Annotated in this window: 14 protein-coding genes and 4 pseudogenes; 2 read left to right on the plus strand and 16 right to left on the minus strand. The window is 36.8% G+C overall.

Features of this window, described 5'->3' with window-relative positions:
* Positions 1-57 precede the first annotated feature (57 nt).
* From NST18_RS14010 to NST18_RS14020, 3 genes are read right to left on the minus strand one after another with little or no spacing between them, the layout of a single operon-like run.
* Positions 58-1,431 carry a sugar phosphate nucleotidyltransferase gene (locus NST18_RS14010; protein WP_192953349.1) on the minus strand — a complete coding sequence of 458 codons (1,374 nt, stop codon included), beginning with the start codon at positions 1,429-1,431 and terminating at the stop codon, positions 58-60.
* Between the two features lie 18 nt (positions 1,432-1,449).
* Positions 1,450-2,574: a glycosyltransferase gene (locus tag NST18_RS14015; RefSeq protein ID WP_192953348.1), complete on the minus strand. Its 1,125-nt coding sequence runs from the start codon at positions 2,572-2,574 to the stop codon at positions 1,450-1,452.
* Positions 2,571-3,662 (minus strand): glycosyltransferase family 4 protein, encoded by a 1,092-nt coding sequence (locus NST18_RS14020; protein WP_206706160.1) that lies wholly within the window; start codon positions 3,660-3,662, stop codon positions 2,571-2,573. The genes NST18_RS14015 and NST18_RS14020 overlap by 4 nt, the downstream gene beginning before the upstream one ends.
* Before the next feature lie 259 nt (positions 3,663-3,921).
* Between NST18_RS14020 and NST18_RS14025 the strand changes: the two are divergent.
* Positions 3,922-4,422: pseudogene (locus tag NST18_RS14025) on the plus strand (IS982 family transposase); the annotation flags it as partial.
* A gap of 152 nt (positions 4,423-4,574) precedes the next feature.
* Here the strand turns inward: NST18_RS14025 and NST18_RS14030 are convergent.
* Positions 4,575-5,897: an O-antigen polymerase gene (locus NST18_RS14030; RefSeq protein WP_340721579.1), complete on the minus strand. Its 1,323-nt coding sequence runs from the start codon at positions 5,895-5,897 to the stop codon at positions 4,575-4,577.
* 69 nt (positions 5,898-5,966) lie between these two features.
* Here NST18_RS14030 and NST18_RS14035 point away from each other — a divergent pair.
* Positions 5,967-6,144: pseudogene (locus tag NST18_RS14035) on the plus strand (IS66 family transposase); the annotation flags it as partial.
* A 43-nt stretch (positions 6,145-6,187) separates the two neighbouring features.
* Here the strand turns inward: NST18_RS14035 and NST18_RS14040 are convergent.
* From NST18_RS14040 to NST18_RS14095, 12 genes and pseudogenes are all read right to left on the minus strand, one after another.
* Positions 6,188-6,442, minus strand: a complete 255-nt coding sequence (locus NST18_RS14040) for a hypothetical protein (protein ID WP_192953376.1) — start codon at positions 6,440-6,442, stop codon at positions 6,188-6,190.
* Positions 6,443-6,691: 249 nt separating this feature from the next.
* Positions 6,692-7,603, minus strand: coding sequence for a glycosyltransferase family 2 protein (locus NST18_RS14045; protein ID WP_192953377.1), 912 nt, complete (start codon positions 7,601-7,603; stop codon positions 6,692-6,694).
* 15 nt (positions 7,604-7,618) lie between these two features.
* Positions 7,619-8,464, minus strand: coding sequence for a dTDP-4-dehydrorhamnose reductase (gene rfbD / locus NST18_RS14050; RefSeq protein WP_192953378.1), 846 nt, complete (start codon positions 8,462-8,464; stop codon positions 7,619-7,621).
* The gene (rfbB, locus tag NST18_RS14055) at positions 8,461-9,474 is read right to left on the minus strand and encodes a dTDP-glucose 4,6-dehydratase (protein ID WP_340721581.1); all 1,014 of its coding nucleotides are present in this window, start codon (positions 9,472-9,474) and stop codon (positions 8,461-8,463) included. Before rfbB ends, rfbD begins: the two co-directional genes overlap by 4 nt.
* Entirely contained in the window at positions 9,471-10,034 is a 564-nt protein-coding gene (gene rfbC / locus NST18_RS14060) for a dTDP-4-dehydrorhamnose 3,5-epimerase (RefSeq protein WP_192952115.1), read from the minus strand. The genes rfbB and rfbC overlap by 4 nt, the downstream gene beginning before the upstream one ends.
* A gap of 17 nt (positions 10,035-10,051) precedes the next feature.
* Complete coding sequence (gene rfbA / locus NST18_RS14065; protein ID WP_192952114.1) at positions 10,052-10,939, minus strand: glucose-1-phosphate thymidylyltransferase RfbA; 888 nt, start codon at positions 10,937-10,939, stop codon at positions 10,052-10,054.
* A complete protein-coding gene (locus NST18_RS14070) occupies positions 10,936-12,219 on the minus strand; it encodes an oligosaccharide flippase family protein (RefSeq protein ID WP_340721583.1) in 1,284 nt (427 codons plus the stop codon). The genes rfbA and NST18_RS14070 overlap by 4 nt, the downstream gene beginning before the upstream one ends.
* Before the next feature lie 175 nt (positions 12,220-12,394).
* Positions 12,395-12,705: pseudogene (locus NST18_RS14075) on the minus strand (sugar transferase); the annotation flags it as partial.
* A gap of 23 nt (positions 12,706-12,728) precedes the next feature.
* Positions 12,729-12,980 (minus strand): annotated as a pseudogene (locus tag NST18_RS14080) (sugar transferase); the annotation flags it as partial.
* Between the two features lie 60 nt (positions 12,981-13,040).
* Complete coding sequence (locus NST18_RS14085; protein ID WP_445290566.1) at positions 13,041-13,742, minus strand: sugar transferase; 702 nt, start codon at positions 13,740-13,742, stop codon at positions 13,041-13,043.
* A 24-nt stretch (positions 13,743-13,766) separates the two neighbouring features.
* Positions 13,767-14,648 carry a UTP--glucose-1-phosphate uridylyltransferase GalU gene (galU, locus tag NST18_RS14090; protein ID WP_340721584.1) on the minus strand — a complete coding sequence of 294 codons (882 nt, stop codon included), beginning with the start codon at positions 14,646-14,648 and terminating at the stop codon, positions 13,767-13,769.
* Between the two features lie 94 nt (positions 14,649-14,742).
* The gene (locus NST18_RS14095) at positions 14,743-15,654 is read right to left on the minus strand and encodes a hypothetical protein (protein WP_340721586.1); all 912 of its coding nucleotides are present in this window, start codon (positions 15,652-15,654) and stop codon (positions 14,743-14,745) included.
* Positions 15,655-15,776 lie beyond the last annotated feature (122 nt).

A 15,776-nucleotide genomic window follows, 5' to 3' on the forward strand; every position in this document is an offset into this window, starting at 1 on the left:
AATAAGTAAAATAAAAAAGAGGCTGCTAGAAGTTTATCTCTTCTAGCAGCCCAAAAATTAGTGACTGACAAATAAGCAATGTTGCTCGACTTCTTCCCACGTCATATAGATTCGAACAATGTCTTCCTCAATTAACTGTGCTCCAGTTTGCACTTCGATAAATTCTAAATCAGTAATCGCTCTAATGCCATGTTTTGCGCCAATAGGGATCTCAAGTACATCCCCTGGTTTGACAAAACGAATTTCACCGTCAAGCGCAAATTCACCTTCTCCTTTGATAATCGTCCATACTTCACTGCGATGATGATGCATTTGATAGCTTAAATTTTTTCCTGCCGTAACGCCAATTCGTTTTGTTAATACTTCTCGTCCATCTTCAAATTTTGTGTAGTCTAGTACCCGATACCAACCCCAGCGACGTTCTTCGTACATCGGGCGCTGGTCAAAGTCGTTCACCAGTTCTTTAATTCGCGGGCTTGCGGCTTTATCAGAAACTAAAATTCCGTCCGGACTTACCGCCACAATCGCATTGGAAACTCCTAACACTGTTACTGGAATGTCTAATTCATTAATTAAATGCGTATTCTCTGAATCAGCAATAATCCCTTTTCCAATTTGCTCCGTTGCCATTTCTTCCGTCAATGTATTCCATGTGCCAAGGTCTTTCCAATACCCATCATACGGCAACACAACAATATGCTTCGTCTTTTCGACCACTTCATAGTCAAAGCTAATTTTCGGAAGCCGCTCATACTGCTTCAATAACTCTTCATATTGAATCGGAAGCCCTTTTGCTTCTAATAGCGAAATCATATAATCCAATCGAAAAGCAAACACACCACAGTTCCAAAGCGCACCTTGCTTGATTAACTCCGCTGCTTTTTCTTCGTTTGGCTTCTCTGTAAAATGGCTTACTCTTAAATAATCACTTTCACTAGATGTAGAAGTCGGAACAATATACCCGTACTTCGCCGATGGATACGTCGGTTCGACACCAATTAACGCCAAATCTGCATCACTTTCAAGAACCGTTTTTTCTAGCTCTTTGACTCGTTGGAAAAAGCGATCCTCTACATATGGATCGACAGGCAACACCGCAACCACTTCATCTAAACGAATTCCTTCGACGCTATACAAATAAACCGATGCGAGAGCGATCGCTGGGAACGTATCGCGCCGCATCGGTTCAATAATAATCGGTACATCTTGTCCTAATTGGCTTTGAATCATATCGACTTGGGATTTGCTTGTAGCAATCACAGCGGAATCAGCTAGGCCAACATTCCCTAACTGTTCCCATACACGTTGTACCATCGACTGCAACTCGCCATTTTTGTTTTCCAATACTTTCAAAAATTGCTTTGAACGAGCATCATTTGATAACGGCCAAAGGCGTTTGCCGGAACCGCCGGAAAGTAATACAAGTTTCATGGAAAACCTCCTAATTTTTTAATTACAATGTTGAAGTTTGTTATTTACATAGTCTTGAAACTCTTTTCTAAATCTTTCTGGTGAAAAACGCAATGCATTTTCACGACAGTCTTGATATTGAATATCTCCCGAGATATTCTCAAACAACTGAATAGACTGAACTAATGATGCCACGGTCTGTTCTTCAAAAAATAAGCCTGTAGGATTCTCAGCTTGTCCGTATCCTCGAACAGTTTCTAATGCCCCGCCTTTCCCGTAGGCAATTACCGGCGTACCACAAGCTTGCGCCTCAACAGGTGTAATGCCGAAATCCTCCTCAGCAGCAAATACAAATGCTTTTGCCCGCTGCATATAGTCTCTTAAAACTTCAAAAGGCTGGTATCCAAGCAATTCCACATTAGAAGCAGCCTTTGCCTTAATTTTATGAAAATCCGGTCCGTCACCTATAACGACTAATTTTTTATCTGGCATTTGTGAGAAAGCTTCAACAATCAAGTCGATCTTCTTGTATGGAACCATTCGAGATGCTGTAAGATAAAAATCTTCTTTTTTATCGTGGAAAGTAAAAGCGGACACATCTACCGGTGGATAGATGACATCCGCTTCCCTTCGATACACTTTCCAAATTCTCCGAGCGATAAATTTTGAATTCGATACAAAATAGTCGACACCATTTGCCGTACGATAATCCCAATTTCTTATGTAGTGTAAGATCGTCTTTGCGATCCAGCCTTTCATTCCTCGGTCTAATCTCGCCTCTTTTAAATATTGATGCTGCAAATCCCATGCGTAGCGGATTGGCGAATGAACATAAGAAATATGCAGTTGGTCAGGGCCCGTAATTACTCCCTTAGCAACTGCATGAGAACTAGAAATGACAATATCGTACTTTGATACATCCAATTGCTCGATAGCCAACGGCATAAAAGGCAGATAGCTTCGATACTTCTTCTTAGCAAACGGCAACTTTTGAATAAAAGAAGTAGTAACCTGTTTATTTAAAATAAAATCTCTCTGATCTTTATCTATAAAGTCTACGAGGCTAAACAAATCAGCATTAGGATAAATCTTGAGTAATTGTTCCAATACTTTCTCAGCGCCTGCATAGGTGACTAGCCAGTCGTGAATGATTGCGACTTTCACTTTGCTAGCACCTCCTCAATTACTTTAAGCGTTTCCTGTGCACATTTCTCCCATGAAAACATCTTGGCTCTTTCTAATCCTTTTCTACGTAATTCCTCTCTCAATTTATCATCAGACAATAGTAGCTTGATTTTTTCAGCAATATCCTCTGAGCTATAAGGATCAACATATAATGCCGCATCCCCGCAAACTTCAGGTAAGGAAGCGGCATTTGAAACAATCACAGGACAGCCGCAAGCCATGGCTTCTAAAGGGGGGAGGCCGAAGCCTTCGTATAAAGATGGGAAAACTAAAGCATGGGCATTTGCAATATACCGCTTTAATGTTTCATTATCAACAAATCCTGTAAACTTAATCCTATCTCCTAGTCTTTCGGCATATTTAATAACTTCTTGATCACCAGTAATAAAGCCTTCTTTTTTACCTATAATAACTAAATTATGAGGAATTTCATTTTTGATTTTTTCAAAAGCTTTTACTAGAGAGATTAAATTTTTATGTGGTTTAACATTGCCTACATAGACAATATAAGATTTTAAATCATTTGAATCTGTATCTTTATCTCTAAATTCTCTCCAAAAATTATTTACCCCATTATATACTGTATAAATATTATCTTGATTTCCATTAACAAACTTTAGAAATTCTTTTTTTGTAAAGTCAGATACTGAAATAATAGCATCCGCCTTTTTACTAACAGCTTTAAACATTAATTTAGCATATAGCTTTTTATGAAAACCACCTACGAATTCAGGTTTAGCAAGATGAAATACATCATGCACTGTTACAAGTATTTTTCCTTTATAGAAAATAGGAATTATATAATGAGGAGACCAAAATAGCACACTATCTTTAGGAATTTTGGATAGTAAATGCCGTTGTTCAGGTAAGGAATATATCTTTGACTTTAAATTAATAATAGAAACATTAGATTTTTGAGTCCATTCATAATTAAGAAGTGTATTTAAGTCACCCAACAAATAAAAATGGTAATTGTCTAAACTATTAATGATGTTAGGTAGTATATTTTGGATATATACTCCTATACCTGATGCATTGATCATTCTTACGTCAACTGTTATTTTCATTATTATCTACACTTCTCCCTGTCTATTAAAAACAAATATTCTCTAGAAAATACTACTCAACTATGTTTCTCAACTTCTCTAAATGATTCGAGAAATACAAACCACATCCATATCTCAAACTTATTCTCCAACCCTATATAAGTAAATATAGATAAAAACCCGTGGTGCTAGATAAAATCGAGTAAGCATAAAAATAGCCCTTGCTTGTGGATCTCCTGTAGAATGAAAGTGCTATCCAACATTCGAAAGGAGAATCCCCATGCAAGAGCACTTTCATTTTACTACAGATCAAGCAAAGATTCAAAAACAATATGCAGTCATTTTCTTTTTTGTTTCTGCCCAGCTGTCACAAATTCAATGCTATCTTCAACGTCGCAATCGTCATTTGGTGAAACAAGAAGATACGGTGATCATTGCTATTCATCTTTTAGGAAAGCTGCTTGGCTTCTCTTCCGAACGTGCATGGCATCGCTTTGTGACTGGGAACTCGTTTACGGATGGACGTTTTCTCAAACGTTCTCGATACAATCGCCGTTGCCGAGCGCTGCGCTTTGCGATCAAATGGATTCGTCATGAACTGGCGAAACGTGGGCAACACCATGCCTACGCGGTCGTAGATAGCATGCCAATCGAGTTGTGCCATGCCGCAAGAATGTACCGTGTCAAACGATTTCAAGGCATCGCTGACATTGGATTTTGTGCATCGAAAAAGCATTGGTACTATGGGTTTAAGTTTCATCTTCAAGTGACAGACCAAGGATAACTGGACAACACTTCGCCTAGCAACTTCAATACCATTTTCTTCTAAAATTGTTATTCGGTTATTCTCTACACCAACAGCGTGACAAAGTTAAGTCAAAAATTTTATATTTGCATGTCGAATTTGTCAGCAAGTTGAAAAAACCCAGCCGTTTAAAAATAGGGAGAGCTATACCTGTAAAGTCTAAATCTTGTTAATACAACCCCAATCAATATTATTCCGCCAACGACATAAACGCTAAAGAAGCCTGCTGTTATCATAAAATTTATGGATAAATGCGCTGTAACATAAGACGATAAGATGTTATTCATTGATTGGTATTTATCTTCTAAAACGAGAGACTTTTGAGCAAAGAGATGAATTTTATATATAATATATCCATACAAAAACCCAAAAAACATTACACCAATATAACCAAAGTTAAAATATGGCTCTCCAAATATTCCTGGTCTTAACCCTGGATGAATAGAGTGATCAAAGCCAAGAACTCTAGTTGTAAAGACTCCTAATCCCCATTCCTCTCTAAATGAGAAAATTGAGCTAGGGATAAATGAAAGCAATCCCGCTAATTGAGTTCTACCATATAGATAACTTTCATCCCAACCAGAGAGCACCCAGGCAAAATCTCTTAAATCCGAAAAATTGTTTCCGTAGAATAATTTATTATACAATTTGTCAATTGTTACAAACGGATTATACTGATGCTCTCGCAAATCACCGATATAGATAGCCAAGAACAAAAGAACAAACCCTAAAAACACAATTTTCAAGAGATTGCTTCTTTTTTTAGACTGAAAATTAAATTTAGCATAAATAAATAACAAAATACCCCCTAATGTAGCAGCTCTAGTCCCACTTGTAAGTCCTAAAAGTATTCCTATCAAAATAAAAAAAATTGCTAATATAGATCTTTTAGTATGAAATACAAACAAACTCAAACTTACAAATAACGGCAATAAAGCCAAAAACAAATTAGCAATAGGTCTTACAGCTGGATTAGCCATAGCGTAAGCCCTTGCGGTATTACCTTGAGCAAAATAACCTAGTTTATACATTAAAAAAAATAATCCAATTAAAAATAACGACAATACTAATAGCGAACTAGTTTTACTCAAAAATTTAAAAGATTGTGACACGCTATTTAAAACAGGAAAGTTATCTGCCTGCTTACTCCTAGCAACAAGACAACCTATGATAAAGCCCAATATACCTATTAATGATATTATAAATGCTTTATCTATATAATTTAAATATCTTAAATACCAAGTATAACCTGTAGCAGGAATATTTTTAGGAGAAAGTGCAAATGGGTACATCAAAACAAGAGGTATAAATATATTCATTATTATAGTTGTAGATAAGACAGTAACCATTTTTCTCTTAATCATAATATAAACAAACCAGCAAACGAAATAAAAGAATACAAAAAACCATAATAATAAAAATATAAAATGATCATTAATAACTGAATACATACCATCACCAATGTTAGTTGTATTATTTATAAACTACGTGTTTTCCAATTTTCTCAAAATACCCATACCATGGTCAAAGTCAAAGAGAACATTTCGGGTACGTTTCGCGAAGAAACATTCGCCCAGTCTTTTTGTATCACAAGAAGCATCGTTTCCACACTGACGAAACACGAAAAAAACGTGTGGGATTCGTTATGTCTTCTGTTGACAGGTGACAACGCTTGATCGTCTTCTTTCTACCACTTAGGGCATTTTCTATTACGGGGATGCCCTATTTGTGTTGCGCTTCTTTACATACTACTATCGGAGTGAATAGTTACAATACTTTTAGTATTTAAAAAAATATCTATTAAATGCTTAATAAGGTAAAGCATTCCGAAATAATATGAAGGCTGAAGACTAAAAGTAATAGAACTAAAATTTATAACACTAGAGCCAGTAAAACCTGAAAAAAATACTACAAAATATAACAAGTAATCTTTTTTAAGAAATAATAAAAATATTCCTATAGGTATTAATAAATATCCCATAATTGTTATTTCCATTGAACTAACCCCTTAATAACACTAAGGTCGGGAGAAAAATAACTGACTTTTTCGATACAAACTAACTGCCAGAGAAACTTAAGCAAATTCGACCACTTTATAGAGCTGTGACCTTTACATTATCGATTGAAGTCGAAAAAATACTAATCATTTCCATGATTATACATAATTACTTTACCATAGTATTTAAAAATTGCAGTTTTACTTTCGGGATAACCTCTTTGGAACAGCTAACTCTTCCATCCCTATCTATTCGTACAATGCTTTAATTATCAATTTTATTCTTATAAGCTTTCTATCATAATTACAAACGACCATCTTTATTAGCTTTTTCAAGGCTTTATAATACCTATATAAATAAGAAGTTATCCACTTATATTTCTCTTGTGTACGCTTTACCATCCAATGACCATTTCTTATATCATAAAACGCAACATAGGGAGACGGATTAGATTCTCCACCTGATGAAATAGACACTTTGTGGTAAATTGCAGAATTTGGAATATAAACAATTTTCCACCCCTTATTAGAGGATTTCAAATTCCAATCAGTTTCCTCATAGTAGAGAAAGTAATCTTCCTCCATGTACCCAACCGTTTCAAGAATTTCCTTTCTGAAGCACAAACTACAACCTGTTATATAATCAACTTCCTTAAGTTGATTATATTGACCTTTATCTTCCTCTTTAAAACCTATATGCGCACATGCTCCAGTCCAAGTGTTTACTTTTCCACCCGCAAACCAAATTTTATTCGTACCGTAGTAATAAATCTTTGAGCCAACAATCCCCACTTGTCGATCTTTTTCTAATGTTTCCACTAGTGGAGTTAAAGCATTCGGGTCTACTACCGTATCATTATTCAACATCCAAAAATATTGATATCCTTGATTGTATGCTTCTTTAATTGCAACATTATTCCCACCAGCAAATCCTAAATTCGCTCCAGTTTGAATGAATGTAATTGGTACATTAAGCTTACCATTCTTGTAATCTTGTTGTAGTTTTTCAAACGATTCGTCTTGTGATGCATTGTCTACTAAAAATACATGAAAGTAAGGATACGTTAAATGTTCTAGCGATTTTAAACACTCAAATGTATCATCATATGCATTCCAATTTAAAATAATAATCGCTACGTCTTTATCAGTTACTTGTTTCAAATGTTCATCACTACCTTATAGTTTAATTTGTATTATAAAATCTTTCAACGCTTCTCTCCATTCCCTCATTTCACTAAACCCATTTAACCTTAATGCCATATGCTCAAACACCGAATACATCGGTCTTGGTGCTGGTCTTGGAAACTCTTTTGTCGTGCAAGGATTGACTTTAACCTCAATCCCAGCTTCTTCAAAAATTGCTTTAGCGAACTCATACCAAGAACAATGCCCAGAATTGGAAACATGGTAAACGCCGTATTTTTCCGTTTGAATCAGTTCCAAAATGCAATTGGCTAAATCGACTGTATATGTCGGGCAACCAATTTGGTCGTTTACGACCATTAATTCATCCCGTTCTTGAGCCAGCTTTAACATGGTTTTGACGAAATTATTTCCATGCTTCCCATATACCCAAGATGTTCTGACGATAAAAAACTTCGAATGCAAGTCGCGGACAAACTGCTCACCAGCTAGTTTACTTTTTCCGTATACGCTAAGCGGGTTTGTCGGGGCAAATTCGTTATACGGCGCATTCGCTGTTCCATCAAAGACATAATCGGTACTGATATAGACAAGTTTTGCCCCTACCGCTTCTGATGCTACTGCGACATTCCTCGTCCCGTATGCGTTAATTAAAAAAGCTTGATCTGGCTCCGATTCCGCTAAATCGACTTTTGTATAGGCAGCAGCGTGAATAACAACATCAGGGTTAACTGCGCTAATAACTTGTTTTACTTGGTCAAAGTTTGTTATATCTAACTCTTCTCGTCCATAACCATAAACTTCATATCCTCTATCAGCGAGTAAATGGACTAAATCTGTGCCAAGCTGACCTTTTGCACCTGTTACAACAACTTTCATAGCTTGTCACCATACTGTTTTTGATAGTAGTTCATATATTCACCGGATTTAATATTTTTCCACCATTCTTGGTTGTCGATATACCATTGGATTGTTTCAACGATACCCTTTTCGAAGGTATATTGTGGCTTCCAGCCAAGCTCTGTCATAATTTTCGTTGGATCAATCGCATAACGACGATCATGCCCTGGACGATCGGCAACATATTTAATTAAATCTTTTGAAACCCCGAGTTTTTCAACGATTAGATGCACGATTTCATTATTTGTCCGTTCATTATGTCCACCGATATTGTATACTTCACCAGGTCTACCTTTATGAATGACTAAATCAATCGCCGCGCAATGGTCTTTAACATGTAACCAGTCACGAATATTTTGACCGTCACCGTAAATCGGAAGTTCTTTCCCCTCCAGCGCATTCGTGATCATTAACGGAATGAGTTTTTCAGGGAAGTGATATGGTCCATAGTTATTAGAACATCTCGTAATGTTCACATTTAGCCCATACGTTTCATGATACGCTCTTACAAGTAGGTCTCCACCAGCTTTACTTGCCGAATAAGGGCTATTCGGTGCTAATGGTGTTTCTTCTGTAAAATATCCCGTTTCTCCAAGTGTACCGTACACTTCATCCGTTGAAATTTGCACATATTTCTTGATATTGTTGGCTTTCGCCACGTCCAATAACGCTTGCGTTCCCAATACATTTGTTTTTACAAAAATATCAGGATCTGTAATACTACGATCGACATGCGATTCCGCTGCAAAGTTCACAATAACGTCAATTTCATGAGTTTTAACAAGATAATTCACTAGCTCACGGTTATTGATATCACCCTTCACAAAGGTATAGTTAGGATGATTTTCAACATCCTTTAAGTTTTCAAGATTACCAGCATAGGTTAATAAATCATAATTGACTAGTTTATAATTTGGGTATTTCTCAAGCATGTAACGAACAAAGTTGCTACCGATAAAACCCGCTCCGCCTGTAACTAAAAGATTCATGACTGTCTCTCCCACTCAAAGTTGATTTCGGCATCTGCTAATAGTGGATGTTTCGTATCTTTATCAGAAAGAATTGGATTCGCTGTCGGCCAGTCAATTCCTAGCGTCAGATCATTCCAAAGAATGCCACGATCATGTTCAGGTGAATAATATTCATCAACTTTATATTGTACTTCCGTATTTTCCACTAACGTACAAAACCCATGTGCAAAACCTTTCGGCACAAGCAATTGCCGCTTATTCTCCGCACTTAAAATAAAACCTTGCCATTTGCCAAACGTCGGCGAACCTTTGCGAATATCAACGATAACATCATAAATGGCGCCTCTAGTAACGCGGACGAGCTTCGTTTGCGCTTTCGGATTTAACTGATAATGAAGCCCGCGGATCGTTCCCGCTTGTTGTGATAACGAGTGATTATCTTGAATAAAATCGAAATCCAGACCATATTCCGCAAAAAGCTTTTTATTATAACTTTCCATAAAAAAGCCCCGGTGATCACCAAACACTTTTGGCTCAATCAACAATACACCGGGTAACAGCGTCTTACTCACTTTCATTCTAAAGCACCTCATCTTTACAAATAAATCGGTCGTTTTTTCTGGTTGGCAATATCAATTAAATATTGACCGTACTGATTTTTCTTTAGCGGCTCCGCTAGTTTTAATAACTGTTCTCGGTCAATGTATCCTTTCAAATAGGCAATTTCCTCAAGGCAAGCAACTTTTAAACTTTGCCGCTTTTCAATTGTCTCAATAAATTGTGAAGCTTCAAGCAAAGATTCATGCGTGCCAGAATCTAACCATGAAAAACCTCTTCCTAAAATCTCCACATGCAATTCGCCAAGCTCTAAATATTTTTTATTCACATCGGTAATTTCCAGCTCGCCACGCGCGGAAGGCTTAATACTTTTTGCGAATTCTACAACATGGTTGTCATAAAAATACAACCCTGTCACCGCATAATTAGACTTCGGATGTTTCGGTTTTTCTTCAATGGAAATGACTTTTCCATTTTCATCAAACTCTACAACGCCAAAACGTTCTGGATCATTTACGTAATACCCAAACACCGTCGCGCCTGTTTTCCGTTCCACGGCGTTTTGCAATAACTTTGTCAATCCGTGTCCATAAAACACATTGTCTCCTAAAATCAGCGCAACATTATCATCACCGACAAACTCTTCCCCAATAATAAACGCCTGCGCAAGACCATCCGGGGAAGGCTGCACAGCGTAAGACAACGAGATTCCCAGCTGCGACCCGTCTCCCAACAGCTCCGCAAACCGCGGCGTATCATTCGGAGTGGAAATAATTAAAATGTCGCGGATACCCGCTAGCATTAACACCGACAATGGATAATAAATCATCGGTTTATCATAAATAGGTAATAATTGTTTAGATACTGCTTTTGTTAGCGGATAGAGGCGAGTACCGCTTCCCCCAGCTAAAATAATTCCTTTCATTGTGTTTTTACTCCCATTCCTACAGTTTTTAAAATAGTAGTCAATAAATTCTTATAAAATAGCATGACAAAAACCGTAACGACTAACAAATATAAAAACATTCCCAATACATAAGACAAGTTAGTGCATAAGAAAAATGAAGCTATCGTCAAAATAATAAATATATGATGTTTAAGAGTATTAATATTAAACTTTCTATAAAAATAAAAATCCGTATAAATTGCCCATATGTAAAACGAAAGAAAAGTACCTATTGAAAAATTTAATAAGCTAGGTGCTGAAAAAACAATAATAATATTGGATAATAATGTTATAGCAAATGCAACTATATTATTTCTATTGTAATCTTTCACTAACTGTAAAGCCTTATAAAAGTTAACACTTACAATATTAATAGTACTTCTTAAAATTATAATTGGATATAGAATAGCTGTGATTATTATAGATTCAGTATAATCTCCTAAATAATTTATTACTATAAATTCAATGACAAAAAAAGTACATAAACTATAACTAGCTACAAGAATACAAATCGAAGAAAACAACTCATATTTTTGAGCATTGAGCTGACCTCTATTACGAGCAATATATGGATACAAATATACAGAAATTGAATTAATAATTGTAAAGACTAATCCTAATAACGAAACAGCAAAAGAATAATATGAAAATTCAGCAATAGAAAGAAAGTGATCAATAAAAATTCTATCTATTCCAAGGACAATTAACCCCATAAAGTTACCAACAAGTACAAAAAATCCTATCTTATAATTAGATACAATCTCATTTTTCACTAGGAATATACTTTCTCTTTTTCCTATAACGATATCCTTAAACTGAATTGTATATTTAATGGAAATTAATAAATTAATGATGCTCTGAATAAAAATATAATAAAAGTAATTTTTGATACCTAAAAAGATTAATATGCAAATAAATAGTATATTAAGTACATTTTGCAACATTGTATTTACTGCAAATATACGAAATTTCTTCGTAATTTGACAAACAAATGAAAAAAAGGTTGCTATATTTACAAAGATTATATTTATAGCAACCATTATATAAATAATTTTTTTATCTATATTGTTGGTAAAAAGGATTAATGCCCCAATTAGAATAACAGCTATAATGACCTGGGTAAATAACAAGAAAAAGAAAAACGTTCGAAATTTTGTTTTTGGTAAATTCTCGTAGTTATAATGCCCGTACCGAACTAAAATCCCATCAATAAATCCTAGATGTGCTACTCCTACTAAACCCAGATAAAATCCAAACAATTTAAAATAACCAAATTGTGTTACGCCAAGATATTTCGGAACTATTAAAGAAAGAAAAACACCATTTATTATTGTGACTATGCTAGAAAACATTACAGCAATGAAATTCTTACTATCTTTTGACCAAAGTTTAATTTTGTTTTTAATACTTCAACACTCCTACATTATTATATTACTAATACGCACCTTTTTTATTCAAAACTATAAGCAAAGTTTTTAACAAAATCCTAATATCTAAAAAAATTGATTGATTGATTATATACAATAAAGTTCTAAATCCACTCTCTCAGGATACCCGACCTCGCTTCTCCCGCTTACCTGCCAATAGCCTGTAATTCCTGGCTTGACTGATAAAAATTTTGAAACTTCCCTTCCGTATTCTTTTAGTTCTTCTTCAACCACTGGTCTCGGTCCAACCAAACTCATTTCTCCTTTTAATACACTAATCGGTTGAGGAGTTTTATCAAGGCTTGTTTTATATAAGAATTAACCCAATTTTCTATTTAATCTTAATAAGCACTATTTGGCTTAATCATTATTTTAATCGTTTTAAGTATAATCTTTAAATCATATAAAATCGAACGTTCACGAATATATTTTAAATCCAGTTCCACCATCTCGTTGAATCCTAAATCATTTCTCCCACTCACTTGCCACAACCCCGTACACCCTGGTGTGACAAGCAGTCTTTGCTTATCGTATTCCGTATACTGCGCTACTTCCCTCGGCAGAGGTGGACGTGGGCCAACTAAGCTCATGTCCCGTTATTAACATATTTTAGGTGAGGGTGTAGCTTGAATACAACGTACGATCCCGCAGTTTTAATAAGCTCCCTTTCGTAAAACCACCATAAACACTGTTTTTACGAGAATCACTATATCTAAAAACAACGATTGATTATATACATAAAATAATTCCACGTCTACTCTCTCCGGATACCCGACCTCACTTCTTCCGCTTACCTGCCAATAGCCAGTCATTCCTGGCTTGACGGACAAAAACTTCGCAACGTCGCTTCCGTACTCTTTTAACTCCTCTTCTACCACCGGCCTCGGTCCGACCAGGCTCATTTCCCCTTTTAATACGTTAATGAGCTGAGGAATTTCATCTAAGCTTGTCTTACGCAAAAAACGTCCAAGGTTCGTGATACGCGGATCTTCATGCGGCTCTAGTTTATAATTGTTTCTTAAATATTTTTGATAAAGCTCTTTATCGGCTTTTAGCTTTTCCTCCGCATTGACGATCATCGAACGGAATTTGTATATGTAAAACCTTTCTCCGTGTTTGCCGACGCGAACTTGCTTGAAGAAAATCGGACCTTTCGAATCGCCAAATAAATAAAAGATGCCAATGCATAAAAAAAGCGGGCTTGATACAATAAGCCCAATGATTGCTCCGACAATATCAATGATTCTTTTTGTGATGGCGTATAGTCTAGATGTATCTTCTAAACTTTGAAAGGAAGCGTATTCTACTCTTTGATTCGAAACAACTGCTTCCTGCATAGTATTTGACTTCGCCAACTCCCTTCATCCCCCTTTAACCTTTTATTCCTTCACTTTCGCTTCTTGCAATATCTGCTCCATAAACGGAATGAGATGTTGTTTCAACTCTTCATCTTGCATCGCAAACTCAATCGTCGTCTGGATAAACCCAAGCTTCTCCCCAACATCATACCGCTTTCCTTCAAACTCATACGCAAAAACGCGTTGGATTTCGTTTAGCTTTTGAATCGCATCGGTAAGCTGGATTTCACCGCCGGCGCCGGTTTCTTGTTTTTCAAGAAACATGAAAATTTCTGGCGTGAGTATGTACCGACCCATGATGGCTAAGTTCGATGGTGCAGTGCCTGGCGCTGGCTTTTCGACGAATTGTTTCACTTGATAGCGTCGTCCTTTTTTGTCAAGTGGATCGATAATGCCGTATCGATGCGTTTCGTCGTCTGCGACTTGTTTGACGCCGATGATCGAGCTATGCGTTTGTTCAAATTCGTTCATCAGTTGTTTTAAACAAGGGGTATCGGATTGGACGATGTCGTCGCCTAACAGCACCGCAAACGGTTCATCGCCGATAAATTTGCGGGCGCACCAAACGGCGTGGCCAAGTCCTTTCGGTTCTTTTTGGCGAATGTAATGAATATCAACTTTAGACGGCTCTTTTACTTTTTCAAGCAAGTCGTGTTTGTTGTTTTTTAGTAAAGCTTGTTCAAGTTCGAATGCATGGTCGAAATGATCTTCAATGGCACGTTTTCCTTTTCCTGTGACGATAATGATATCTTCAATGCCTGATTCAATCGCTTCTTCGACGATGTATTGAATCGTTGGCTTGTCGACGATCGGAAGCATTTCTTTCGGCATCGCTTTTGTCGCAGGTAAAAAGCGCGTGCCGAGTCCGGCGGCTGGAATGATCGCTTTTCGTACTTTTTTCACATAGATCCCTCGCTTCCTAAACTGTACACCCACGTACATGTTATATATGCACAACATATACGTCGATGTACAAAAAAATAGCTCCCATTGGGAGTTAGTTTGGTAGACGTGTTTTTAAATTTAAAATTTCTTTTTCATGTTCAATCATTTTATCAAATATGACATCAGATCTACGCTGCAAATAAGCAACCGTCACATCCATTGATTTTTTTATGTTTGTCAAATCATTTATGACTAGTGTCTGGTTGTTTTTTGATATGCGTAGCTCTTCAAGAATCTTTTCTTGCGTCCGTTCCATATTTCCGAGTGATTGTTTCATATCGACCATATCATTTTCTAGCTTGTGTTGACCTGCTTGTAATTGTGCAACATCCTGTTGTAACGCTTGTTGACCCGCTTGTAATTGTGCAACGTCTTGTTGTAATGCTCGTTGACCTGCTTGTAACTGTGCAACATCTTGTTGTAACGCTTGTTGACCCGCTTGTAATTGCGCGACGTCTTGTTGTAACGCTTGTTGGCCTGCTTGTAACTGTGCAACGTCTTGTTGTAATGCCTGCTGACCTGCTTGTAACTGTGCGACGTCCTGTTGTAACGCTTGTTGGCCTGCTTGTAACTGTGCGACGTCTTGTTGTAACGCTTGTTGGCCTGCTTGTAACTGTGCGACGTCTTGTTGTAACGCTTGTTGGCCTGCTTGCAGTTGTGCGACGTCTTGTTGTAATGCTTGTTGACCTGCTTGCAGTTGTGCGACGTCTTGTTGTAACGCTTGTTGACCTGCTTGTAATTGTGCGACGTCTTGTTGAATTTGAGCAACTGTGTTTTCTAATGCTCGCTGACCTACTTGTAGCTCTGCTACTTCTTGCTGAATTTGAGCAACACTCGCTTCTAATACTTTTTGACCACGTTGCAACTCTTGTTGTGTTTGTTCAACACGCTCTAATTGTTCATGAATCGGTTGCAGTTCTTCTTTTAACACAGAGCGAAGCAAAGCTTTTAATTCTTGGCTCAATTGTATCCCTCCTTTACCATTTCTCTCATTATAACATGGCAAAAAAGAGACATAAACAAAAAACAAGGTTAGCATTGGGCATCTAACCCACCCTCACACCGCACCATCGACGACAAGCGTCT

This window comes from Anoxybacillus sp. FSL W8-0104 (genome assembly GCF_038004465.1).
Classification (GTDB): domain Bacteria; phylum Bacillota; class Bacilli; order Bacillales; family Anoxybacillaceae; genus Anoxybacillus; species Anoxybacillus flavithermus_G.

What these genes read in the sequence shown, in the direction of transcription:
- NST18_RS14010 (WP_192953349.1), bottom strand. Translation starts at nt 1,431, where the DNA reads ATGAAACTTGTATTACTTTCCGGCGGTTCCGGCAAACGCCTTTGGCCG.
- NST18_RS14020 (WP_206706160.1), bottom strand. Translation starts at nt 3,662, where the DNA reads ATGAAAATAACAGTTGACGTAAGAATGATCAATGCATCAGGTATAGGA.
- NST18_RS14030 (WP_340721579.1), bottom strand. Translation starts at nt 5,897, where the DNA reads ATGTATTCAGTTATTAATGATCATTTTATATTTTTATTATTATGGTTT.
- NST18_RS14040 (WP_192953376.1), bottom strand. Translation starts at nt 6,442, where the DNA reads ATGGAAATAACAATTATGGGATATTTATTAATACCTATAGGAATATTT.
- rfbD (WP_192953378.1), bottom strand. Translation starts at nt 8,464, where the DNA reads ATGAAAGTTGTTGTAACAGGTGCAAAAGGTCAGCTTGGCACAGATTTA.
- rfbB (WP_340721581.1), bottom strand. Translation starts at nt 9,474, where the DNA reads ATGAATCTTTTAGTTACAGGCGGAGCGGGTTTTATCGGTAGCAACTTT.
- rfbC (WP_192952115.1), bottom strand. Translation starts at nt 10,034, where the DNA reads ATGAAAGTGAGTAAGACGCTGTTACCCGGTGTATTGTTGATTGAGCCA.
- rfbA (WP_192952114.1), bottom strand. Translation starts at nt 10,939, where the DNA reads ATGAAAGGAATTATTTTAGCTGGGGGAAGCGGTACTCGCCTCTATCCG.